The organism is Lichenibacterium minor (assembly GCF_004137685.1).
GTDB lineage: Bacteria > Pseudomonadota > Alphaproteobacteria > Rhizobiales > Beijerinckiaceae > Lichenihabitans > Lichenihabitans minor.
Genome location: NZ_QYBB01000024.1, coordinates 25713 through 47810 on the forward strand (window position 1 = coordinate 25713; position 22098 = coordinate 47810).

At 72.3% G+C, this 22098-nt stretch carries 25 protein-coding genes; 14 read left to right on the forward strand and 11 right to left on the reverse strand.

All coding sequences use genetic code 11. The features are described from left to right. Nucleotides 1-6 precede the first annotated feature (6 nt). The 5 genes from D3273_RS18320 (at nucleotide 7) to fliQ (ending at nucleotide 2823) form a co-directional block, all read left to right on the forward strand. Entirely contained in the window at nucleotides 7-1050 is a 1044-nt protein-coding gene (locus D3273_RS18320; RefSeq protein WP_129228343.1) for a flagellar hook-associated family protein, read from the forward strand. Nucleotides 1051-1165: 115 nt separating this feature from the next. Continuing rightward, a complete protein-coding gene (flaF, locus tag D3273_RS18325; protein ID WP_165359557.1) occupies nucleotides 1166-1513 on the forward strand; it encodes a flagellar biosynthesis regulator FlaF in 348 nt (115 codons plus the stop codon). 13 nt (nucleotides 1514-1526) lie between these two features. After that, nucleotides 1527-1964, forward strand: a complete 438-nt coding sequence (flbT, locus tag D3273_RS18330; protein ID WP_129228345.1) for a flagellar biosynthesis repressor FlbT — start codon at nucleotides 1527-1529, stop codon at nucleotides 1962-1964. A 146-nt stretch (nucleotides 1965-2110) separates the two neighbouring features. Next, nucleotides 2111-2560 (forward strand): flagellar hook assembly protein FlgD, encoded by a 450-nt coding sequence (gene flgD, locus D3273_RS18335; protein WP_129228346.1) that lies wholly within the window; start codon nucleotides 2111-2113, stop codon nucleotides 2558-2560. After that, the gene (fliQ, locus tag D3273_RS18340) at nucleotides 2557-2823 is read left to right on the forward strand and encodes a flagellar biosynthesis protein FliQ (RefSeq protein ID WP_129228347.1); all 267 of its coding nucleotides are present in this window, start codon (nucleotides 2557-2559) and stop codon (nucleotides 2821-2823) included. The genes flgD and fliQ overlap by 4 nt, the downstream gene beginning before the upstream one ends. Before the next feature lie 145 nt (nucleotides 2824-2968). Here fliQ and lpdA read toward each other — a convergent pair whose 3' ends face one another. Beyond that, nucleotides 2969-4378 (reverse strand): dihydrolipoyl dehydrogenase, encoded by a 1410-nt coding sequence (gene lpdA, locus D3273_RS18345; RefSeq protein ID WP_129228348.1) that lies wholly within the window; start codon nucleotides 4376-4378, stop codon nucleotides 2969-2971. A gap of 141 nt (nucleotides 4379-4519) precedes the next feature. Continuing rightward, the gene (locus D3273_RS18350) at nucleotides 4520-5137 is read right to left on the reverse strand and encodes a LysE family translocator (RefSeq protein WP_129228349.1); all 618 of its coding nucleotides are present in this window, start codon (nucleotides 5135-5137) and stop codon (nucleotides 4520-4522) included. 170 nt (nucleotides 5138-5307) lie between these two features. On the opposite strand from D3273_RS18350, the gene D3273_RS18355 reads away from it, so the two are divergent. Next, on the forward strand, nucleotides 5308-7266 hold the full coding sequence (locus D3273_RS18355; protein WP_245501261.1) for a hybrid sensor histidine kinase/response regulator: 1959 nt from the start codon (nucleotides 5308-5310) through the stop codon (nucleotides 7264-7266). 536 nt (nucleotides 7267-7802) lie between these two features. Continuing rightward, entirely contained in the window at nucleotides 7803-8291 is a 489-nt protein-coding gene (locus D3273_RS28345) for a tellurite resistance TerB family protein (RefSeq protein WP_165359558.1), read from the forward strand. Nucleotides 8292-8329: 38 nt separating this feature from the next. On the opposite strand, the gene iolB is transcribed toward D3273_RS28345, so the two are convergent. Both iolB and D3273_RS18370 read right to left on the reverse strand, forming a co-directional pair. Then, on the reverse strand, nucleotides 8330-9136 hold the full coding sequence (gene iolB / locus D3273_RS18365; protein WP_129228351.1) for a 5-deoxy-glucuronate isomerase: 807 nt from the start codon (nucleotides 9134-9136) through the stop codon (nucleotides 8330-8332). A gap of 70 nt (nucleotides 9137-9206) precedes the next feature. Beyond that, nucleotides 9207-10424: an acetyl-CoA C-acyltransferase gene (locus tag D3273_RS18370; RefSeq protein WP_129228352.1), complete on the reverse strand. Its 1218-nt coding sequence runs from the start codon at nucleotides 10422-10424 to the stop codon at nucleotides 9207-9209. A gap of 222 nt (nucleotides 10425-10646) precedes the next feature. Between D3273_RS18370 and D3273_RS18375 the strand changes: the two genes are divergently transcribed. Further along, complete coding sequence (locus D3273_RS18375; RefSeq protein ID WP_129228353.1) at nucleotides 10647-11654, forward strand: NADPH:quinone oxidoreductase family protein; 1008 nt, start codon at nucleotides 10647-10649, stop codon at nucleotides 11652-11654. Beyond that, complete coding sequence (locus D3273_RS18380; protein ID WP_129228354.1) at nucleotides 11651-13381, forward strand: class I adenylate-forming enzyme family protein; 1731 nt, start codon at nucleotides 11651-11653, stop codon at nucleotides 13379-13381. The genes D3273_RS18375 and D3273_RS18380 overlap by 4 nt, the downstream gene beginning before the upstream one ends. Before the next feature lie 57 nt (nucleotides 13382-13438). On the opposite strand, the gene D3273_RS18385 is transcribed toward D3273_RS18380, so the two are convergent. Next, nucleotides 13439-13627, reverse strand: a complete 189-nt coding sequence (locus tag D3273_RS18385; RefSeq protein WP_129228355.1) for a hypothetical protein — start codon at nucleotides 13625-13627, stop codon at nucleotides 13439-13441. Between the two features lie 151 nt (nucleotides 13628-13778). Here D3273_RS18385 and D3273_RS18390 point away from each other — a divergent pair, with 151 nt between their 5' ends. Next, nucleotides 13779-15401: an ABC-F family ATP-binding cassette domain-containing protein gene (locus D3273_RS18390; protein ID WP_129228356.1), complete on the forward strand. Its 1623-nt coding sequence runs from the start codon at nucleotides 13779-13781 to the stop codon at nucleotides 15399-15401. 121 nt (nucleotides 15402-15522) lie between these two features. Here the strand turns inward: D3273_RS18390 and D3273_RS28350 are convergent, their stop codons facing one another. Continuing rightward, complete coding sequence (locus D3273_RS28350) at nucleotides 15523-15699, reverse strand: hypothetical protein (RefSeq protein WP_165359559.1); 177 nt, start codon at nucleotides 15697-15699, stop codon at nucleotides 15523-15525. Between the two features lie 203 nt (nucleotides 15700-15902). Between D3273_RS28350 and D3273_RS18395 the strand changes: the two genes are divergently transcribed. From D3273_RS18395 to D3273_RS18405, 3 genes are all read left to right on the forward strand, one after another. After that, entirely contained in the window at nucleotides 15903-16313 is a 411-nt protein-coding gene (locus D3273_RS18395) for a response regulator (RefSeq protein WP_129228357.1), read from the forward strand. Between the two features lie 78 nt (nucleotides 16314-16391). After that, nucleotides 16392-16640, forward strand: coding sequence for a hypothetical protein (locus D3273_RS18400; RefSeq protein ID WP_129228358.1), 249 nt, complete (start codon nucleotides 16392-16394; stop codon nucleotides 16638-16640). Nucleotides 16641-17177: 537 nt separating this feature from the next. Further along, nucleotides 17178-17429: a hypothetical protein gene (locus D3273_RS18405; RefSeq protein ID WP_129228359.1), complete on the forward strand. Its 252-nt coding sequence runs from the start codon at nucleotides 17178-17180 to the stop codon at nucleotides 17427-17429. A 27-nt stretch (nucleotides 17430-17456) separates the two neighbouring features. On the opposite strand, the gene D3273_RS28355 is transcribed toward D3273_RS18405, so the two are convergent. After that, nucleotides 17457-17627, reverse strand: a complete 171-nt coding sequence (locus D3273_RS28355; RefSeq protein WP_165359560.1) for a hypothetical protein — start codon at nucleotides 17625-17627, stop codon at nucleotides 17457-17459. A gap of 62 nt (nucleotides 17628-17689) precedes the next feature. On the opposite strand from D3273_RS28355, the gene D3273_RS18410 reads away from it, so the two are divergent. Beyond that, nucleotides 17690-17938: a hypothetical protein gene (locus D3273_RS18410; RefSeq protein WP_129228360.1), complete on the forward strand. Its 249-nt coding sequence runs from the start codon at nucleotides 17690-17692 to the stop codon at nucleotides 17936-17938. A 69-nt stretch (nucleotides 17939-18007) separates the two neighbouring features. Here the strand turns inward: D3273_RS18410 and D3273_RS18415 are convergent, their stop codons facing one another. The 4 genes from D3273_RS18415 to miaB are packed head-to-tail and all read right to left on the reverse strand — an operon-like array spanning nucleotide 18008 to nucleotide 22072. Beyond that, nucleotides 18008-19009 (reverse strand): hemolysin family protein, encoded by a 1002-nt coding sequence (locus D3273_RS18415; protein ID WP_129228361.1) that lies wholly within the window; start codon nucleotides 19007-19009, stop codon nucleotides 18008-18010. After that, entirely contained in the window at nucleotides 19006-19494 is a 489-nt protein-coding gene (gene ybeY / locus D3273_RS18420; RefSeq protein ID WP_129228362.1) for an rRNA maturation RNase YbeY, read from the reverse strand. The genes D3273_RS18415 and ybeY overlap by 4 nt, the downstream gene beginning before the upstream one ends. Then, nucleotides 19491-20639, reverse strand: coding sequence for a PhoH family protein (locus D3273_RS18425; protein ID WP_129228363.1), 1149 nt, complete (start codon nucleotides 20637-20639; stop codon nucleotides 19491-19493). Before D3273_RS18425 ends, ybeY begins: the two co-directional genes overlap by 4 nt. Beyond that, entirely contained in the window at nucleotides 20636-22072 is a 1437-nt protein-coding gene (gene miaB, locus D3273_RS18430; protein ID WP_129228364.1) for a tRNA (N6-isopentenyl adenosine(37)-C2)-methylthiotransferase MiaB, read from the reverse strand. Before miaB ends, D3273_RS18425 begins: the two co-directional genes overlap by 4 nt. Nucleotides 22073-22098 lie beyond the last annotated feature (26 nt).

Here is a 22098-nt window from a genome sequence, read left to right on the forward strand (position 1 = left end):
CCCGCCGTGACCAGCATCTCGTCCTACGCCCTCGCCGCCTCGCCCCGGCTCATCATCGCCCAGGCCCAGGCGGCGCTGTCCAAGGCCCAGGTGGAGCTTTCGAGCGGCGGCAAGCTGGCCGACATCGGCCTCGGCCTCGGCTCCACCACCGGCAGCTACGTGGCGCTCAATGCCCAGCAGAGCCGGCTGCAGGCCATCCAGTCCTCCAACGCCACGACGGCCGCGACGCTGACGGCGAGCACGACGGCGCTCGACGCCCTGCGCACGACCGCGTCGAGCTTCCTCACCTCGCTGACGCAGGCTTCGTCGTCCGGCACCGCGGCGGGGACGCTCGTGACCACGGCGGCATCGAACCTCGACACGCTGACGTCGACGCTCAACACCACCGTGTCGGGACAGGCCATCTTCGCCGGCATCAACAGCGCCGTGCAGCCCATGACGGCCTACACGACCGGGTCGGCCCCCAAGGCCGCCGTGGACGCCAGCTTCTCGACCGCCTTCGGCACGACGCCGGATTCGTCCTCGGCGTCGACGATCAGCGGCACCGACATGCAGGCCTACCTGCAGGGTGCCTTCGCGGACCTGTTCAGCGCGTCGAAATACCAGGGCACCTGGTCTTCGGCCTCCGACACCGTCCCGACGGCGCAGATCTCCACCACCGAAACGGTGGACACGTCGGTCAGCGCCAATTCCGAACCCCTGCGCCAGCTCGCCGAAGCCTATACGATGGTGACGGCGTTCGGCGGCACCAACTTCGGATCGGCGGCCGGCCAGGCCGTGATCTCCGCGGCCAGCCAGCTCGTGTCTTCCGCCGTCACCGGCCTGACCTCGGCCCAGGCCGGCATCGGGCTGTCGCAGTCGGCGGTATCGGCCGCCAACGACCGCATGACCACGCAGGTCAACTACCTGTCCACCCAGTCGAGCGCCATGGTGGACGTCGACGTGTCGACGCTGTCGACCCAAATTTCAGGTCTGCAGACGCAGATCCAGGCCTCCTACGAGGTCACGTCTCAGCTCCAGCAGCTGAGCCTGGTGGATTACCTCAAGTGATCCGTCTCCGAGGGCGCCGGGGCTGTCCCGGTCGTCCCGAACTTGAGGGAAGGAGCGCGCCCGAGCGTCGGCGCGTCCTGGAGACATGTCATTCGCGCCGCCGAAGGATCATCGTATGTATCAATACTCCTATGCCGACATCCTCGCGGACGATGCGGACGACGCCCGCGCCCGCGAGCGGCAGGTGCTCGACCAGGCGGTGGCGTTGCTCCTCCACGCGGCCGACGGCGCGCCGGGCTCGGCCGAGGAATCCAAGGCCGTGGATTTCACGTCCGAGCTGTGGGCCGTCTTCATCAAGGATCTCGCTCATCCCGCCAACGCCATGCCGGACGAACTCCGCGCCAGCCTAATGTCGATCGGCCTCGGCGTGATGGCGGAATGCAGCCGCATCGCGCTCGGCACGTCGCGCGACCTCGCCGGCGTCGCCGAGATCTGCGGCATCATCCGCGACGGGCTGAAGTGAGGCGGGCCGAACCATGCACATCACGCTCAGAGCCAACGAGAAGATCTTCATCAACGGCGCGGTCCTCAAGGTCGACCGCAAGACCTCGATCGAGCTGATGAACGACGCCGTGTTCCTGCTCGAGGCCCACGTGATGCTGGAAGGGGACGCCACGACGCCCCTGCGCCAGCTCTATTTCATCGTGCAGCTGATGCTGATGGAAGGCCGGGAGCGGCCGGACAACCGGGCCATGTTCGGGCGCCAGTCCGCCGCCATGGCGGACGTCTACCGGGACGCCGCGATCCTCGATGGCATCGCCAAGGTGGTGCAACTCGTCGGGCGCTCGCGCCACTTCGAGGCCCTGAAGGCGATCCGCGCGCTGCTCCCCGTCGAGGCCGCCCTGACGGGCCGGCCCCGCGACGCGACGGTGCGGATCAAGCCCGCCGTGGTGGCGCTCGCCGAGGCCTGCTGACGCGGAAAGGCCTCCGCGTCGAAACGCCCACTCTGTCGAAGGGCCGTCCCCCGAGGGGGGCGGCGCAAGCCCGGGGCAGGATGGGCCCGCTAGTCCTGCCGGGGATCGCGAGCCGCCGGTCCTCGCGCGAACCGGAAGGCCCCGCCATGACAACCGTTTCCTCCACCACCCCGTCGACCGCCTCGGCCACGTCGACCTCGACCTCGACCAGCGTCACCACCACGGCTTCCACGGCCGCGGCCGCGACGATCAACTTCAACTCGTTCCTTCAGCTGATGATCGCAGAAATGAAGAACCAGGACCCGACGAACCCGACCGATCCCAGCCAGTACCTGGCTCAGATCTCCCAGATGTCGTCCGTCCAGCAGGGGATCCTGACCAACACCAAGCTCGATTCGATGCTGACGCAATCGTCCCTGACCCAGGCCGAGAGCGCCATCGGCAAGGTCGCGACCTCGTCCGACGGCACGATCACGGGCACCGTCACCTCCGCGGCGCTGGCGACCGACGGCACCGTGACGGCGACGCTCAGCACCGGGAAGACGCTGACCCTCGACAACACGGTGACGATCGGTACCAAGAGCACGAGCTCGTGAACGAGGCCGACGCGCTCGGGCTCCTGCAGAGCACGATCTGGGCGATCGTGCTGGCTTCGGGGCCGGCCATCGCCGCCGCCATGGTGGTGGGCATCGCCGTGGCGTTGTTCCAGGCCCTCACCCAGATCCAGGAATCGACGCTCACCTTCGTGCCGAAGATCGTCGCCGTCCTGGTGGTGCTGACGCTGACGGCGTCCTTCATCGGTTCGCAGATGTTCCTGTTCACCGAACAGGTCTACGCCAGGATCGAGAAGGGGCGCTGAGGGGTGAACGCCCGGCCGATCGCGGGCGGCCGTGGAGCTCCGGGCGTTCCCGGAGGGCGTTCAGGCTCGGATCCGACAGGTTTCGACGAGCCCTGACGCTCGCCGGGCCCTGGCGCGCCGTCCACGCGCCCGGGCGGCGTTTCGGTCAGACGTGGATGGCGCGCTTGTCGACCGCCATGGCGGCCTCCTTCACGGCCTCCGACATGGTCGGGTGGGCGTGGCAGGTGCGGGCGAGGTCCTCGGCCGAGCCGCCGAACTCCATCAGCACCGAGCATTCCTGGATCAGCTCGCCCGCCACCGACGAGATGATGTGGACGCCGAGCACGCGGTCCGTCTCCGCATGCGCCAGCACCTTCACGAAGCCGTCCGTGTGGCGCGTCGCCCGGGCCCGGCCGTTGGCCGTGTAGGGGAATTTGCCGGACCGGTAGGGGACGCCGGCGGTCTTCAGCTCCTCCTCGGTGGCGCCCACGGAGGCGATCTCCGGCATGGTGTAGACCACGGCGGGGATGACGCCGTAGTTCACGTGGCCCGCCTGGCCGGCCAGGATCTCGGCCACCGCCACGCCCTCGTCCTCGGCCTTGTGGGCCAGCATCAGGCCGCGCACCACGTCGCCGATGGCATAGATGCCGGGCACGTTCGTTTGGAAATGGTCGTCGATGACGACGCGGCCGCGTTCCACCGCGACGCCCGCGGCGTCGAGCCCGAGCCCCTCGGTGTTGGGGCGGCGGCCCGTCGCCACCAGCACCACGTCGGCGTCGAGCCGCCGTTCCTCGCCGCCGTCCACCGGCGCGAAGGTCACGCAAGCGCCGGCGTTGGTGGGCTCGACCTTGCTGACCTTCTGACCGAGGTGGAAGGCGAAGCCCTGCTTCTCCAACATGCGGTGGAACGTCTTGGCGACCTCGCCGTCGAGGCCAGGCAGGATGCGGTCGAGGTATTCAACGACCTCCACCTCGGCGCCGAGGCGCCGGTAGACGGAGCCCAGCTCCAGGCCGATCACGCCCGCGCCGATCACGATCATGCGCTTCGGCACCTCCGGCAGCACCAGCGCGCCCGTCGACGACACGATCGAGCGCTCGTCGACCTCCATGCCGGGCAGGGTGGCGACCTCCGACCCCGTCGCGATGACGATGTTCGCCGTTTCGATCGTCTGGGTCGCGCCGTCCTCGCCGGTGACGCGGACGCGGTGCGTGCCGTCCTTTCCGCCCTCGATCGTGCCGAGGCCGTGGAACGCGTCGACCTTGTTCTTCTTGAACAGGTAGGACACGCCCTGGACGTTGGCCGCCACCGTGTCGTCGCGGTGCTTGCCCATCGCGGCCCAGTCGAGCTCGGGCGTCCCCACCTTCACCCCCAGCGCCGGCAGGTCGTGCGACGCGGCGGCGAACATCTCGGACGCGTGCAGCAGCGCCTTCGACGGGATGCAGCCGACGTTGAGGCAGGTGCCGCCCTGGGTGGCGCGCTTCTCCACCACGGCCGTCTTCAGCCCGAGTTGCGCCGCCCGGATGGCGCAGACGTAGCCGCCGGGGCCCGTACCGATCACGACGAGGTCATAACGCATGGAGGACACCACCGGCCTTGGAAACAACAGGGCATCGCCCGCGCGACGCGACGGGGCGTAGATCCGACGTTCGGCCCGATAAATCAATGCGGGCGGGTGGCCGGCATGGCTGTGATGCCGAAGGGCCGCGGGCGGGTCGGCTCACCGCACCGCCACGGCCGCGGCGGCCCCCGCCATCATGGACGCGCCGATCCGGTTGGCGATCCGCATCGTGCGGCCGTCGACCAGCCAGCGGCGCGCGCCCGCGGCGGCACAGGCCCATCCGAGGTCCACGGCGGCCAGCACGGCCACCATGGTGGCGACGAGCTCGGCCCAGCCCGAGACCCCGACATGCCCGATGTCGACGAGCGAGGGCAGCAGCGCCACGTAGAACACCATGTTCTTCGGGTTGCCGAGAGACACCAGGAGCCCGGCGCCGAACAGCCGCCACGCTTGCCGCTCGGCGCGTCCGGACGCGGCGTCCGCCGCCGGCGCCGTCGGCGCGTGCCACATCCGCCAGGCCAGGACCAGCAGGTAGGCGACGCCGGCATATCTGATCGCCGCGAAGGCGGACCCGAAGGTCTGCGCCGCGGCGGACAGGCCGGCCACGACCAGCGTCAGCCACACGGCCTCGCCGAGCCACAGGGCGGCGAGGAAGGGCAGCACGTCGCGCACTCCCCGCGTCAGCACGCGCGACACCAGGGCGGCGACGCTCGGGCCGGGCGACCCGGCGCCGACCGCGAGCGCCAGCGCGAAGACCGTCAGTTCCGTGCCACCCATCGCCGTCCGCTCCGCCCGTCCCGGCGGCAGCTTAGGTTTCGCGGCCGGGAACGGGAAGCCGAACCTCCGCGTCCCTCGACTTTCGCCGGGGCTTGCGCCTCTATGGTGCGGCATCCCGTCCACCCTGGCCGCTCCGGCGCGGGACCGGCGGCGGGCCGCCGAGGTGGAGCGTGCACGATTTCCTGAGACTGCTGTCGCGGCGCCGGCTTCCGTCCTGGGTGGGCTACGCGGCGGTCGTGGCGCTCATCGGCGTCGCCACGGGAACGCGCTTCCTCGTGCCGCTCGACACCGCCCCCTTCCTGCTCTACCTGCCGGCCGTCTTCCTCATCTCCATCGCCTTCGGGCGCGCGCCCGGGGTGGCGGGCGCCGCCGCGTCCACGGTGTTCGCCGCCGTGCTCTTCGTGCGCGCCAGCGACGAGGCCCACCTCAGCACGGCGCAGGTCGTGGCGTTGGTCCAATACGTGCTGATCTCCGCCGGCATGATCCTCGCCTGCGACGCGCTGCGCCGCGTCCTCACCGAGAACGAGGGGCTGGTGGCGACGCTGAACGCCGCCAACGCGTCGCTGATCGACAGCCAGGCCACGCTGGAAGCCGCCAAGGCGGAGGCCGAGGCCGCCATGGAAGCCGCCGAAAGCGCCAACCGCGCCAAGAGCTCCTTCCTGGCCAACATGAGCCACGAGCTGCGCACGCCGCTGTCTGCCGTGATCGGCTACAGCGAGATGATGGAGGAGGAGCTGGAGGAGCTCGGCCAAGGCGGCGCCCTGGCCGACATCGGCAAGATCAAGTCCAACGCCCGCCACCTGCTCAGCCTCATCAACGACGTTCTCGACCTGTCGAAGATCGAGGCCGGCCGCATGGATACCCATGCCGAGGAGGTCGACGTCGCCGCCCTGGCGACGGAGGTGGGCAACACCGTGGGCAGCCTCGTGGCCCGCAAGGACAACAGCTTCGCGCTCGACCTCGGGCAGGGCGGGTGCGACGCGCTCGGCGCCATGCACACGGACGTCGTCAAGCTGCGGCAGTGCCTGTTCAACCTCATCGGCAACGCCGCCAAGTTCACGGAAGGCGGGCGCATCACCCTGGGCGTGCGGCGGTCGGGCGACGCCCTCGCGTTCCGCGTGTCCGACACGGGGATCGGCATGACGGAGGAACAGCTGGGCCGCCTGTTCGGGCGCTTCGTCCAGGCGGACGAGACGACCACGCGCAAGTTCGGCGGCACGGGGCTCGGCCTCGCGCTGACCCAGGCCTTCGCGCGCCTGCTCGGCGGCGACGTGGCGGTGGAAAGCACGCCCGGCGTCGGCACGACCTTCACGCTGCGGCTGCCCGCCGTCATGCCGGGTGCCGCCGTCGACGTGCAGCCGGCCGCGGAAGCGGCGACCGCGCCGGCGTCGCCCGGGGCGGACCGGCACACCGTGCTGGTGATCGACGACGATGCCGCCCAGCGCGAACTGATGAGCCGCTTCCTCCAGCGCCAGGGCTTCTCGGTGCGCACAGCCGCCGACGGCGCGGCCGGGCTCGCCCTGGCGCGCGAGATCAGGCCCCGCGCCATAACGCTCGACGTGATGATGCCGCAGATGGACGGCTGGTCGGTGCTGAGCGCCCTCAAGGCCGACCCCGCTGTCGCCGCCATCCCGGTGGTGATGATCTCCTTCGTCAACGATGCGGGCCTGGAAGCGGCGCTCGGCGCCGTCGACCACGTCGACAAGCCCGTCGCCTGGGACCGCCTGAAGGACGTGATGGACCACCTGCGCGGCGCCGACGGCGAAGTGCTGGTGGTCGACGACGACGCGGGCGTGCGCGAGCGCCTGCGCGCCACCTTCGAGCGCCAGGGATGGACCGTGACCGAAGCCGAGAACGGCCGTGTTGCCCTCGACAAGGTGCGCCACGGGCCGCCCCGCGCGGTTCTGCTCGACCTCACCATGCCGGAGATGGACGGGTTCTCGTTCCTCGACGCGCTCCGCGCCACGCCCGGCTGCGCCGACATCCCCGTGATCGTGTTCAGCGCCCGCGACCTGTCGCGCGAGGACCGCGCCCGGCTGGGCGGCGCCGACGTTCTGATGAGCAAGACCGACGACCTGAAGGCTGTGGCGGGCGAGCTGAAAGCCTTGGCGCCTCCACAGGCGGGATGAGCCCTCGGGCCGGTCCTCGACGACCGCCCGTCGCCCGGGAGCCTGGGACGCCGTGCCGGCGGCCGGAACTCTCGACCGCCGGGGGAGCGCGAACGCGCGCCGCCGCTCGTGCGGAGCCATGCGACGGAGATGCCTCAGCCCTTCCGTCGCCCGGTATCAGGCCCTGTCGTCCGGAAACCATGACGACGGTCCCGGCGCTTCCGGCGGGCCTTCGGGCGCGAAATCGCGACATCCACCGACCGCGAAAGGGGCCCGTGGCCGGGTCGCGGACCTGTCGCCCGGAAACGGCGCGGTCCCGTTCCATGGACGCGATGTCATGCGGCGCCCCCTTGCTCCGCGCCGCCGGCCGCGACATGTTCGGGTCACTGAGCCGGGCCCCTCTGGCGCCCTCCGACACGGTCGGGGGCGCGATGTCGGATCAGTCTGCGCGAGCCCCGGATGCCCGGTGCGCCGCTCCGACGGGGTCCGAGGTTCGTCCTCCTCCATCCCGACGGGACGCGGTCCGCGCGGTCCTTCCCATCGTTTGGAGGTCCATCATGGTCTATCGTTCGCCCCGCCCGCCGTCCGATCTCGCCGCCGACGCGGCCGAGTTCCGCGAGCCGGCGTTCCGGGACGCGCTGATCGCCGGCGTGGCGATGGTCGCCCACGCCGACGGCGTGCCGTCCCCCGCCGAACGCAGCCGCTTCCTGTCCCTGCTGGAGGAAGACCCGGCGCTGCGGACCTTCGACCGCAAGTCCGTCCTCGACGACCTCGCCGTGCACGAAGCCAACTACCGCTTCGACGTCGAGGTGGGCGCCATCATGGCGCGCGAGAAGCTGGTCCGCGTCGCGGGGCGGACGCGGCTCTGCGCGGCGCTGGTGAGGATCTGCCGCGCCATGATCCCGGCCGACGGCGTCATCCACCCGGCCGAGCACCGGGCGCTGGCGGAGATCCGCTCCGCCCTCGGCGTCACGGCACGCCCGGTCGTGTTCGGCGCCTACGGGGCGTCGGCCACCGTTTCGGCGCCGAGCGTCGCCGCCGAGTGAGGCGCCCGCCCCGGCCGGGAAAGGCCGGGGCGGGCGCCTCAGGGCTTCACCAGCCAGGCGTGGTCGGGGTCGTTGTGGAAGCGCCAAGTGCGGCGCGGCCCCGCCATCACGTTCAGGTAGTACAGCGTGTAGCCGTGCGCCGCCCCGACGGGGTGGTAGCCGCGCGGCACCAGCACGACGTCGCGGTCGTGGATCGCGATCGTCTCGTCGAGCGAGCGGTCGTCCGTGTAGACGCGCTGGACGCCGTAGCCCTGCCGGGGCGCGAAGCGGTGGTAGTAGCTTTCTTCCAGCAGGGTTTCGTCGGGGAAGGCGTCGCGGTCGTGCTTGTGGGGCGGATAGCTCGACCAGTTGCCGGCCGGCGTCACGACCTCGACCACGAGCAGGCTTTCGGCCCGGTCGTCGGTGTCGGCCAGGATGTTGCGGACGCGGCGGGTGTTGGAGCCCTGGCCCCGCGTTTCTTCCGGGACGTCCGCCGGGGGGATGAGCAGCGCGGGCCTGGCTCCCGTGCCCGGGGCCGAGCACAGCGCCACCTCGCAGGCGCCCTCGGCTTCCACCGCGAAGTGGGACCGCGCCGGCACGTAGACCGACCAGGGCCGCCCGTCGAACACGGACGCACGCTCGCCGATGATGCCGAAGTCCGCCCCGCCGGCGGTGACGCGGGCGCGGCCGGACACCATCACGATGCACACTTCGCGGTCGCCGGTGTCGCGCGCGACCGACGCGCCCGGGGCGAGGTCGTGGACCTCGAAACCCACGTAGGTCCAGCCGGCCGATTCGGGCGTGACGCTGTGGACGCGGCCGCGCGCGTCGGGGGCGGACGGCCTGACGAGGAGGGGAGAAGGCATGCGATCGTCCTGGTCTGAGGCCGCGACGGCCTATGGGGGTTGAAACGCGCTCGCGAGGCGGTGCCGGCGGTCAGCGATAGATCTCGAACAGCGCCGCCGCGCCCATGCCGCCACCGACGCACATGCTGACGACCCCGTAGCGGGCGCCGCGCCGGCGCCCCTCGATCAACAGGTGTCCCGCCATGCGGGCGCCCGACATGCCGTAGGGGTGGCCGATCGAGATCGCCCCGCCGTCGACGTTGTACTTGGCGGGGTCGATGCCGAGCCGGTCGCGGCAATACAGCGCCTGAACGGCGAAGGCCTCGTTGAGCTCCCACAGGTCGATGTCGTCGATGCGGAGCCCGTGATGGGCCAGCAGCTTGGGGATGGCGAAGACCGGCCCGATGCCCATCTCGTCCGGGTCGCAGCCCGCCACCGCCACCCCGCGGAAGGCGCCGAGCGGGGCGAGCCCGCGCCGTGCCGCCTCGCCGGCCTCCATCAGGACACAGGCCGAAGCGCCGTCGCTGAGCTGCGACGCGTTGCCGGCCGTGACGCACCGCCCTTCGGCCACCACGCGCCCGCCCTTGAACACCGGCTTCAGGGCGGCGAGGTCCTCGCGCTTCGTCGCGGGGCGGTTGCCCTCGTCGCGCGACAGGGTCGTGTCGCGGTGGCTCACCTCGCCGGTCGCCTTGTCGGCGACGGCCATGCGGGAGGGCAGGGGAACGATCTCGTCGTCGAAGCGCCCGGCGTCCTGCGCGGCGGCGGTCCGGCGCTGCGATTCCATCGCGTAGTCGTCCTGGGCGTCGCGGGACACCCCGTAGCGCTCCGCCACGATCTCGGCGGTTTCCAGCATGGACATGTAGATGTGCGGCTGGACGGCCGCGAGCGCGGGATCCCGGGCGCGCCACGTATTGGCGTGCTCGTTCTGCACCAGCGAGATCGACTCGAGGCCGCCGCCCACCGCGGCGTCCATCCCGTCGAACAGGATTTCGCGCGCCGCCACCGCGATGCCCATCAGCCCCGACGCGCATTGCCGGTCGACGCTCATGCCCGCGACGGCCGCGGGCAGCCCCGCGCCCAGCGCCGCCTGCCGCGCCACGTTGGTGCCCGTCGAGCCCTGCTGGAGGGCCGCACCCATCACCACGTCGCCGATCAGCGCGCCGGCGTCTTCCGGCGAGACCGCGGCGCGGCGCAGGGCTTCCCGGATGGCGTGGGCGCCGAGCGCCTGCGCCTGCGTGTCGTTGAACGCGCCGCGGTAAGCCTTGCCGATCGGCGTGCGGGCGGTCGAAACGATGACGGCGTCGCGCATGGGTGCTCCTCTCCCTGTTCGGGTCGTGCCCGCTGGGCGGGCCGTGCCCGCTCGGCGGGCCGCGCCCGCTTCGTGGTTCGGGTACGATCATGGCGCGCCGTCCGCCCCTTGTCAGCCCCGGCCCCGCACGGCGCCTTTCGAAGGGTCGCCTTGCGTTTCGCGGCGCCCGCCGTATCGTCGGGGCCGGAGGCCGTCCATCAAGGACGGCCCTGGGAGGGCGCCATGAGGGCGATGCTGAGCTTCGCGTCCGGCGGGCCGGACAGCTTGAAGCTGACCGATCTGCCGGAGCCCGTGCCGGGCCCGGGCGAGGTCGCCGTGGCGGTTCGGGCCTGCGGCATCAACTTCCCCGATTCGCTCATCATCGCGGACCGCTACCAGGCCCGGCCCCCGCGCCCCTTCGCGCCCGGCGGCGAGGTGGCCGGCACGGTGGCGGCCGTGGGCGAGGGCGTGACGGAGCCGCGGGTCGGGGACCGCGTCGTCGGGACGCCGGGCTGGGGCGGGCTCGCCGAACGGATCGTCCTGCCCGCGGCGGGCTGCCGGGCGATGCCCGACGCCATGCCGTTCGACGAGGCGGCCTGTTTCCTGTTCACCTACGGCACTTCCTACCACGCGCTCGTCGACCGCGGCGGCCTGGCGGCGGGGCAGACCCTGCTGGTGCTCGGCGCCGCGGGCGGCGTCGGGGTCGCGGCGGTCGAGATCGGACGGGCGCTGGGCGCCCGGGTGGTGGCGGCCGCCTCCTCCGACGAGAAGCTCGCCTTCGCGACGCGCTGCGGCGCCCACGACGGGATCGTCTACCCCGCCGGCCCGCTCGACCGCGACGGCGCCAAGGCGCTGGCGGCGGCGTTCAAGGGCGCCTGCGGCGCCGACGGCGCCGACGTGGTCTACGACGCCGTGGGGGGCGCCTATGCGGAGCCGGCGCTGCGCGCCGTCGCCTGGGACGGGCGCTACCTCGTGGTGGGCTTCCCGGCCGGCATCCCGTCGATCCCGCTGAACCTGCCGCTGCTGAAGTCCTGCGCGATCGTCGGGGTGTTCTGGGGCGGCTTCGTGCGCCGCGACCCCGAGGGCTCCGCCCGCAACGAGCGCGCGCTGTTCGACCTCTACGCCGCGGGCGCGCTCAAGCCGCGCATCTCGGCGCGATACCCCTTGGAGCGGGCCGGCGACGCCATCGCGAGCCTGGCCGACCGCCGGGCCCTGGGCAAGGTGGTGGTGACGATGGGGGACGCGCCGTGACGGTGCCGCCCGCCTGGCCAGCGGTCTCCTTCGCGGAGGCCACCGCAGCCCTGACCCGCCCGGGCTCGTCCTTCGCGGTCGCCGACGCCGTGGTCCGCGGCCGGCCGACCCGGGTCTGGACCCACGCGCCCCCGACCCTGCGCGACCTGTTCCTGCAGGCGCGGAGTTTCGGCGACCTGCCGTTCCTGGTCTACCGCGACGAGCGCGCGAGCTTCGACGGCTTCGCCCGCGCCGCGCTGGTTCTCGCCCACGCGCTGGTCGACGCCGGGGTGCGCAAGGGCGACCGCGTCGCGATCGCCACGCGCAACCTGCCCGAATGGCCCGTGTGCTATCACGCGGCCCTGCTGGCCGGCGCCGTGGCGACCCCGCTGAACGCCTGGTGGACCGGGCCCGAACTGGTCTACGCCCTGCAGGACTCCGGCGCCGTGGCGCTCGTCGCCGACGGCGAGCGCCTCGACCGGCTGGCGCCTCACCTCGCCGAGCTCCCGGAGCTGCGGCGCGTGCTGGTCACCCGCCCGGCCGGCGCCGTCGCCGACCCGCGCGTGGCGCCCCTCGCCGACCTGGTCGGCCCGACGGCATCCTGGTCGTCGCTGCCCGAGCGCCCGCTGCCGGACGTGGCGATCGACCCCGAGGACGACGCCACGATCTTCTACACGTCGGGCACGACGGGGCGGCCGAAGGGCGCGGTCGGCACGCATCGCGCTTCCGCGGCGACCGTGATGGCCCACGGCTATTCGGTGGCGCGCTCCTGCCTGCGCCGGGGCGAGCCCGTGCCCGTGCCGGACCCGTCCGCGCCGCAGCGGGCGTCGCTGCTGGCGATCCCGCTGTTCCACGTCACGGGCTGCCATTCGACGCTCGGCACCGCGATGTGGCGGGGGCAGAAGCTCGTGATGATGCACCGTTGGGACGTCGATGCGGGACTCGACCTCATCGCGGCCGAGGGCTGTACCGGCGCCGGCGGCGTGCCTTCCATCGCGTGGGAGCTGGCGTCGCGCGCGGCCGCGACCGGCCGCGTCCTGCCGACGCTGGAAGGCGTCTTCTACGGCGGAGCGCCCGCGGCGGCGGACCTCGTCCGGGCGCTGAAGGCGAGCTTCCCGGCCGCCCAGCCGGCGACCGGGTGGGGCATGACGGAAACCTCCGCCACCTTCACCCACCACATCGGCGAGGACTACGAGCACCGGCCGGAGTCCTGCGGCCCGCCGCTGCCGGTCTGCGACGCGCGTGTGGTCGACGTCGACGGATCGGCGCTGGCGCCGGGGATCGTCGGCGAGCTGCAGGTGCGGGGACCGAACCTCGTGCGCGGCTACTGGAACAAGCCCGCCGCGACGGCGGAGCGCTTCGCCGACGGCTGGCTGCGCACCGGCGACCTCGCCCGCATCGACGCCGAAGGCTTCATCGTCATCGTCGACCGCATCACCGACATGCTGATCCGCGGCGGCGAGAACATCTACTGCGTCGAGGTCGAGAACGCGCTCTTCGCCCATCCTGCGGTGATCGACGCCGCCGTGCTGGCCGTGCCGCACCCCACGCTGGGGGAGGAGCCCGGCGCCGTCGTGACCCTGGCCGAGGGCGCCGCGGCCGACGAGGCGGAGCTGCGCCGCTTCGTGGGCCAGCGCATCGCCGCCTACAAGGTGCCGGTGAGGATCGTGTTCTGGGACGGCATGCTGCCGCGCAACCCGGCGGGCAAGATCCTGCGGCGCGAGCTGAAGGGGGCGCTGGCGCGGTGAGGTTTCGTCGGCGGCGCGGGGCTTCCGGCCGCGGTCAGCCTTCGGCCGGGTCCCGCATCATTCCGCCGCGGCGTCGAGCCAGCCCAGCAGGGCGGCCGTGATGAGGATCGAGAGGCCCAGGCCCAGCAGCGCCGCCATCGCGTTCTCCGTCCGCTCCGCCCGAGGTGACGCGGCATCGCCGCCGCGGCCCCGCCGCCCCGTGGGGGCGGGACGGCGGGGTTGTGGCACCGGTGCGGTGGGCGGCACCGCCCCGGCCCGCCTGTCCTAGCGATGGGCGGGGGGAAAGCTTTGACGGAGCTGTTTCGGGGACGTGTCGGCGCGAGGCCGTTCCGCGGCGCCTTCCGTTGCGGTGCCGCATGGCTTAAGGGCGGGTAACTGTTTCAAGGCCCGGGACCCCATGATCCGCCTCGACAAGATCGGCAAGCAGAACGGCAACCAGATCGTCTTCATCGAGGCCTCGGCCGCGCTGCAGCGCGGCGAGAAGGTCGGCCTCGTGGGGCCGAACGGCGCCGGCAAGACGACCCTGTTCCGGCTGATCACCGGCCAGGAGCAGCCCGACGAGGGCACGGTCTCGTCGGACCGCGGCGTCACCATCGGCTACTTCAGCCAGGACGTCGGCGAGATGGCGGGCCGCAGCGCCGTCGCCGAGGTGATGGACGGCTCGGGCCCGGTGAGCGCGGTCGCGGCCGAGCTGAAGGACCTCGAAGCCGCGATGGCGGACCCCGACCGCCTCGACGAGATGGACGAGATCGTGGCGCGCTACGGCGACGTGCAGGCGCGTTTCGACGAACTCGGCGGCTACGCGCTGGAGGGCCAGGCCCGCGAAGTGCTGGGCGGCCTGAGCTTCACCCCCGAGATGATGGACGGCGACGTCGGCGCGCTGTCGGGCGGCTGGAAGATGCGCGTGGCGCTGGCCCGCATCCTGCTGATGCGCCCCGACGCCATGCTGCTCGACGAGCCTTCCAACCACCTCGACCTCGAAAGCCTGATCTGGCTCGAAAGCTTCCTGAAGGGCTACGAGGGCGCCCTGATGCTGACCTCGCACGACCGCGAGTTCATGAACCGCATCGTCGGCCGGGTGATCGAGATCGACGGCGGCGCCCTCACCTCCTACGGGGGCGACTTCGAATTCTACGAGGGCCAGCGCGCGCTGAACGAGAAGCAGCAGCAGGCGCAGTTCGAGCGCCAGCAGGCCATGCTGGCCAAAGAGATCAAGTTCATCGAGCGCTTCAAGGCGCGCGCGTCCCACGCCGCCCAGGTGCAGAGCCGGGTGAAGAAGCTCGACAAGATCGAGCGCGTGGAGCCGCCGAAGCGGCGCCAATCGGTGCAGTTCGACTTCCCCCCGGCGCCGCGCTCGGGCGACGACGTCGTGGCGCTGAAGGGGGTGGATAAGCGCTACGGCGGCCGCACCATCTACGAGGGGCTCGACTTCTCGGTCAGCCGCCGCGAGCGCTGGTGCGTGATGGGCGTCAACGGGGCCGGCAAGTCGACGCTGCTGAAGCTCGTCACCGGCACCACCGAGCCCGACGACGGCGAGGTGAAGCTCGGCGGCAGCGTCAAGCTCGGCTATTTCGCCCAGCACGCCATGGACCTGATCGACGGCGAGGACACGGTGTTCGGCTCGCTGGAGCGGGCCTTCCCGCAGGCCGGGCAGGGCTCGCTGCGCGCGCTCGCGGGCTGCTTCGGCTTCTCGGGCGACGACGTCGAGAAACGCTGCCGCGTCCTGTCTGGCGGCGAGAAGGCGCGGCTCGTGATGGCGCGCATGCTCTACGACCCGCCGAACTTCCTCGTGCTCGACGAGCCCACCAACCACCTCGACATGGGCACGAAGGAGATGCTGATCGGCGCGCTGGCGCAATACGAGGGCACGATGCTGTTCGTGTCCCACGACCGGCATTTCCTGGCGGCGCTGTCGAACCGCGTGCTGGAACTGACGCCGGACGGGGTGCACACCTACGGCGGCGGCTACACCGAATACGTGGCCCGCACCGGCCAGGAGGCGCCGGGCCTGAGGAGCTGAGGCGGCCGGCCGGAGGCTTCGACCGCTGGCCGGCGCGGTCCCGCACCGCCGGCCCGTGCGGCGCGGGATCTCCGGGTCGTCACGGCCGGCGTGCCGCCCCCCGTTCGGGCCGCACCGGCCGTCAGGGTCCCCGCCGCTTCCGGCTCTCGGGGAACACCGCCGCGGTGATCTGCCAGGTGATGGAGAAGGCCCACAGGCAGAGCGGCGCGATGGCGCCGGCGGCCACGCCGATGGCCCAGCCGCATTGCTCCCACGGTCGCCACCTCTTCGGCGACATCGGTCCGCTGCCCAGGCTCATGGCCGTCGTCCTCGTCGGCCGCGGGCGTCGGCCGCGCGGGCACGGAGGCGGCCGCCCGCGTGCTGGCCTGCCCCGGCTGGCCGCCATCAAGGCCACAGTTCCGTCGCCGTGAACAGCCCGCATCGCGGCGCGGCCGCCCGGCGGGGCCGGATCCGCCCCGGCGCGCCGTCGCAACTTCCCCGACCGGCGCGCATTCGCTCCCCATGAGCACAGTCCACGACGATCGACGACCCACGGCCCTCGTCGTCGACGACGACCCGATCCTGCGCCTGGACGTCGCCGAGATCCTCGCCGCGGCGGGCTTCCGCACGCTCGAGGCGGAGGACGGCGACGCCGCCATAGCGGTGCTGGAACAGCATCACCTCGACGTCGCGCTGCTGTTCTCCGACGTCGAGATGCCGGGCTCGCGGGACGGCTTCGCGCTGGCGCGCGAGGTCGCGGTGAAATGGCCGGCGATCTCGATCGTCATCGCTTCGGGCCGTCTCGTGCCCGCCGACGGCGACCTGCCCGACGGCGCGCGCTTCATCGGCAAGCCGTTCAGCGCCGACGCGGTCCACGGCCACCTCCGCCAGATGATCCCGGAGAACCGCAAGCCCGAAGCGCTGCATCGCTGACGGGCAGGCTCATCCGCACCTCATTTCCGGCGCGCAGGGTCGCCCCGGGCCGGCACTGAACCGGCCGGCGGAGACCGGATGACCATGAGAATCGCCCCCCTGGCGCTGTGCGCCGCCGTGCTGCTGTCGACCTCGCTCCCGTGCGCGGCCAAGATGGTGAGCGCGAAGGAGCAGGCGCGGGCGCAGGCCGAGCGCGCCTGTTACCTCGACGCCAAGGCGCTGTGTCCCGACGCCATCCCGGACGAGGCCAAGGTGGCGTCCTGCTTCGCGGCCAAACGGCCTCGGCTCAGCGCCGCCTGCGGCGCCATCTTCGACGCGGGGATCTGAAGCCGGCCGCGCCGGGCGGCAGCCTCGGCGACGGCTCGAAGCCCCGCCACGGTGGCGCATCGGCCACGCCGGAGCAGGATCGTCCGCGGCCGGGCGCTCGGATGTTGATCTCGGCCGGGGCCGCGGTGCATCGAGGGTCCGTCAGCGCGGGGGAGCGGTGGCGATCGAACCACGACCCCGCCGGTACTCTTGGCGGATGCTCCGACGGGGCCGTGACCGGTGGAGGGGCCCCCACCGCCGAACACTCGACCACGGTTTGGTTGGATTCGAATGAATCCGACGCTCCCCCGGCGACAGTTCGTCCGCATGGTGAACGAGGCCCCGCCGCGATCGCCCGCTCCGCCGCCACCGGGCCCGGCGCGGCCGTTCATGGCTCCCTCACCGGAATCGTGCGAGGAGGGTGCCGAGCAGGATCGCGCGGGTCCGCCCACGCCGTCCCGCCCGCCTTCCCCGCGGGGAAGGGCGGACGTCCGTGGGCCGATCCGAGCCTGTCTGCCGCCGGCCGCACGCGCCCACCACCACCGAACGAGAGCCTCCATGATGCTGACCCGAGCCGCCCTCTGCGCCGCCCTCCTGCTGTCCGCCGCGGCGCCGGCCTTCGCCGCAGGACCCATGACCGACAAGGAGAAGGTCCGCGCCCAAGCCGAGCACGACTGCTACGACGACGTCCAGAAGCTCTGCTCGGACGTGACCTCCGACGAGGAAAAGGTGAAGTCCTGCATGAAGGCCCACCACGCCCAGCTCAGCCCCAAATGCGCGAAGGATTTCGACGCCGGCATGGGCCACTAGAGCCGTCGCCGCTCGCCCCGGCCGGCGTCACCGCTGCTTGATCGCCGTCGCGGCGAGCATCTTCGCGCGGTCGGGTGGTTCGACCTGATCGCGATCCGCCCTGGCCCGCGGCCGGCCGGAACCGGACGCTTCGGCACCGATCGTCGATGCCGGGCGTTCGAGGGCGGGGCGTCCGGTTCCGATCGGACAGGCCAGCACGGAGGATCGATGCGATGAGGCCGATGACGGTTGAAAGGTCGCCCGCCGCTCGGCGAAGCCGCGTGCTGCTCCTGTCCATGGCGCTCGCCTGGGCGGCGATGGGGGACGCGCGAGCGCAGTCGTCGACCACGCCACCTCCCACGGCCCCCTCCGCCGCACCCATGGGCGGGGCTTCGTCGGCGCCGGCCGATCCCGGCGCCGCGCTTCCGCCGGCCGGCGGTGGCTCGGCCACCCCGGCCGGAAAAAACGGCGGAACGGTCCCGTTGCGGAACGCCACCACGCCGCCCGGCATCACCAAGCCGGGGCAGTGACCCCGATCGGCGACCCCCCGACGCCGCCGACGTCGGGCGACGCGGGCCTGACCCGATCTCGCCCGGCCCTCAGGCCGTCTGCGTGCGGGCCGCTTCAGCTTCGGCGCTTCCGGCCGACGTCGTGTCGTCGGGGGCGTCGTCCGGCGGCGCGGCGTCGCGGGCGCGGATGCGCAGCCGCTTCACGCGGCGGGGATCGGCGTCCAGCACTTCGAAATCGAAGTCGGCGTGGCCCGTCACCACCTCTCCGCGCAGCGGCAGGTGCCCGCACAGCGCCGTGACGAGGCCGCCGATCGTGTCGATCTCCTCGGCGTCGCCGACCGTGAGGTCGACCCCCACCGCCGCCGAAACGTCGTCGAGCGCCGCCCGGCCGTCGGCCAGGTAGGTGCCGCCCGCTTCCGCCTCGATGAGCGGCGCTTCCTCCTCGTCGTGCTCATCCTCGATGTCGCCGACGATCATCTCGACGATGTCCTCGATGGTGACGAGCCCGTCGGTGCCGCCGTATTCGTCGATGACCAGCGCCATATGGGTGCGCGACGCCTGCATCTTCCGGAGCAGGTCCAGCGCCTGCATGGAGGGCGGCACGAAGAGCACGGGGCGGATCACCTCGCCGGTTTCCAGCGGGGTCGCCAGCGTCACGGCAGCCGACGGCCGGGCTTCGCCCTTGGGGTGGTGGCCGACCAGGATCTCGACGAAATCGCGGATGTGGACCATGCCGCGCGGGTCGTCGAGCGTGTCGCCGTGCACCGGCAGGCGCGAATGCCCGGCTTCGCGGAACACGTCGAGCACCTCGCCCAGCGACATGTGCAGCCCCACCGCGATCACGTCGGCGCGCGGCACCATGATGTCCACGACGCGCAGTTCGTGGAGGCCGAGCACGTTGCGCATCATGGCGCGCTCCTGCGTGGAGAACACGGATTCCGATCCGGTGTCCTCCAGCGCGTCCTCGATGTCGTCGCGGATCGAGGGAGCGCCGAGCCCGAAGACGGCGCGCACCCGGTCGAACAGCCCCTGGCCCGAGGGAGGGGTAGCCTTGGCGCGCCTGGCGGCGGCCTCGCGGGCGCGGTCGTTCACGGCACGATCCTCATCGGCTCCGAGCCGGCGTAGGGGTCGGGCAGGCCGAGCCGCGCCATGGCGCGCGTTTCCAGCGCCTCCATGGCCTCGGCCTCCGCCTCGACCTCGTGGTCCTCGCCCAGGAGGTGAAGCGTGCCGTGGATGACGAGGTGGGCGACGTGGTCCTCGACGCGCCGGCCTTCGGCCTCCGCTTCGCGCGCCACCGTGCCCCAGGCCACCGCGATGTCGCCGAGCAGCACCTCGGCGCCGGGCCCCTCGGTGGGGAAGGACAGGACGTTGGTGGGCTTGTCCTTGCCGCGCCATTGCGCGTTCAGCGCCCGGATGGCGTCGTCGCCGCAGAACAGGCAGGACAGTTCCATCGGCTCGTCGGGCGCCACGCCGGCCTCGGCGAGCGCCGCCGCGGCGGCTCCCTCCACCAGGGCCTGCAGGTCGGGTATCGCCGCCCAGGACGGGTCTTCGACCGCGAGTTCGACCGTGAGGCTCATCGGCTCGGCGCCCGGGCCTCCCCGCGGGTCTCCGACCGCGCGTCCTGCGCGGCCCGGTCGTAGGCCTGCACGATGCGGCGCACGAGGTCGTGGCGAACGACGTCGCCGTCCCGGAACTTGACGTGGCCGATGCCCTCGACGCCGGCGAGCAGGTTCACCGCTTCGGCGAGGCCGGACTTCTGACCCGGCGGCAGGTCGGTCTGGGACGGGTCGCCGTTGATGATCATGCGCGAGCCTTCGCCCAGGCGCGTCAGCATCATCTTCATCTGCATGGAGGTGGTGTTCTGCGCCTCGTCGAGGAGCACTACGGCGTTGGACAGCGTGCGGCCGCGCATGAAGGCGAGCGGCGCCACCTCGATGATCCCGGTCTGCATGCCGCGCTCGACCGTGCGGGCGTCCATGAACTCGTTCAAGGCGTCGTAGATGGGGCGCAGGTAGGGATCGATCTTTTCGCGCATGTCGCCGGGCAGGAAGCCCAGCCGTTCGCCCGCCTCGACGGCGGGGCGCGACAGGATCAGCCGTTCGACCACGCCGCGCTCGAGCAGCGACACCGCATGGCCGACCGCCAGCCACGTCTTGCCGGTGCCGGCGGGCCCTTCGGCGAAGACGAGCTCGTATTTCTTCAGCGCCCGCAGGTACAGGTCCTGCGCCACGGTGCGGGCCTTGACGCCGCCGCGCTTGCGGGTGCGGATCTCGTCGAAGACGGGGCGTTCGTTGACGGCCTCCTTGGGGAACAGCGACGCCTGCGATGCGCCCTCCTCGATGGCGCCGTCGACGTCTCCGGGCGCGATCGCTTCGCCCCGCTGGACGCGTTCGTAAAGGGCTTCGAGCACCCGGCGGGCGTGCTCGCAGGCTTCCGGCGCGCCCTTCACGACGATGCGGTTGCCGTTGGCGTTGGCGACGACGTTGAGGCGGCGCTCCAGCTTGGCGACGTTCTGGTCGTATTGGCCCAGCACCATGGCGATCAGGCGGTTGTCGCCGAAGGTGAGCGTGATCTCGGCGCGCTCGGTGGCGCCGCCGAGCCCGTCTGCCGGCAGCCCGTCCGCGCCGAGGGTGGGACCCGGATAGCGGTTCCCGCCGTCGAGCGGGGGGACGCCGCCGTCCCGGACGGAGCGGCGGACGGGTGTGCGATCGGGCGACTTCATGATGCCAGCCGCTCCGCGACGGGGGTGGGGACCGCGACGGCCAGCCGGCCGGCGAGCGAGTTGGGTCCGGCCGACAGGATGTCGACCGGCTGGACGGTGCCGATGAGGTCGGGCGGCCCGTCGACGTGGACGGCCTGGAGATAGGGCGAGCGCCCGCCGAGCTGCCCGGGGTGGCGGCCCGGCTTCTCGATCAGCACGTCGAGGCGGCGGCCCACGGCGGCGCGGTTGAACGCCTGCCGCTGCTCCTCGAGGAGGGCCTGGAGGCGGTGCAGGCGGTCCAGCATCACCTCGTCAGGGACGTGGCCCGGAAGGTCGGCGCCCGGCGTGCCGGGGCGGGGCGAATATTTGAAGGCGAAGCTGGACGCGAAGCCGACCTGGCGCACCAGCGCCAGCGTATCGGCGAAGTCGGCCTCGGTTTCGCCGGGGAAGCCGACGATGAAATCCGACGACAGCGCGATGTCGGGGCGGGCGGCGCGGATCTCGGCCACCAGCGCCACGTAGGAGGCGGCGTCGTGCCGGCGGTTCATGGCGTGGAGGATCCGGTCCGAGCCGGACTGCACGGGGAGGTGCAGGAAAGGCATCAGCGCCGGCAGGTCGCGGTGGGCGGCCACGAGCTCCGCATCCATGTCGCGCGGGTGGCTCGTGGTGTAGCGGATGCGGGCGAGGCCCGGCAGGCCGGCCAGGGTCCGGGCGAGCCCGGCCAGCGTCCAGCCGCGGTCGGCGGCGTCGACCCCGTGGTAGGCGTTGACGTTCTGGCCGAGCAGGGTCACCTCGCGCACGCCGGCGTCGAGCAGCGCCCGCACCTCGGCCACGATCGCCTCGGGCGGGCGGGACATCTCGGCGCCCCGCGTGTAGGGCACGACGCAGAAGGAGCAGAACTTGTCGCAGCCCTCCTGCACGGTGACGAAGGCCGACACACCGCGCGCGCGGGTCTTCGCCGCCGAGGGTGCGGCCAGGTGGTCGAACTTGCTTTCGACCGGGAAGTCCGTGTCGACGACGCCGGAGGTTTCGCGGGCGCGGCGCACGAGGTCGGGCAGGCGGTGATAGCTTTGCGGGCCGACCACGAGGTCGACGGCGCGCTGGCGGCGGATGATCTCGGCGCCCTCGGCCTGGGCCACGCAGCCCGCGACCGCGAGGGTCACCTTGTGCCCGGAAGCTTCCTTCATTTCGCGGATCTTGCCGAGCTCGGAATAGATCTTCTCGGCGGCGCGCTCGCGGATGTGGCAGGTGTTCAGCACCACGAGGTCGGCTTCCTCGATGGTGCCCGTCTCGCTGTAGCCTTCGGGGGCGAGCGCGTCGGCCATGCGCGACGCGTCGTAGCTGTTCATCTGGCAGCCGAAGGACTTGATGAAGAGCTTCAGCGGCCGGGTCTCGCCCGCGGGAGCGGGGGCGTCGACGGGGGGGCGGGGCGGCTGAAGGGTCGGGTCCGTCATGGTCTCGCGATTGCGCCGGGGCGGGC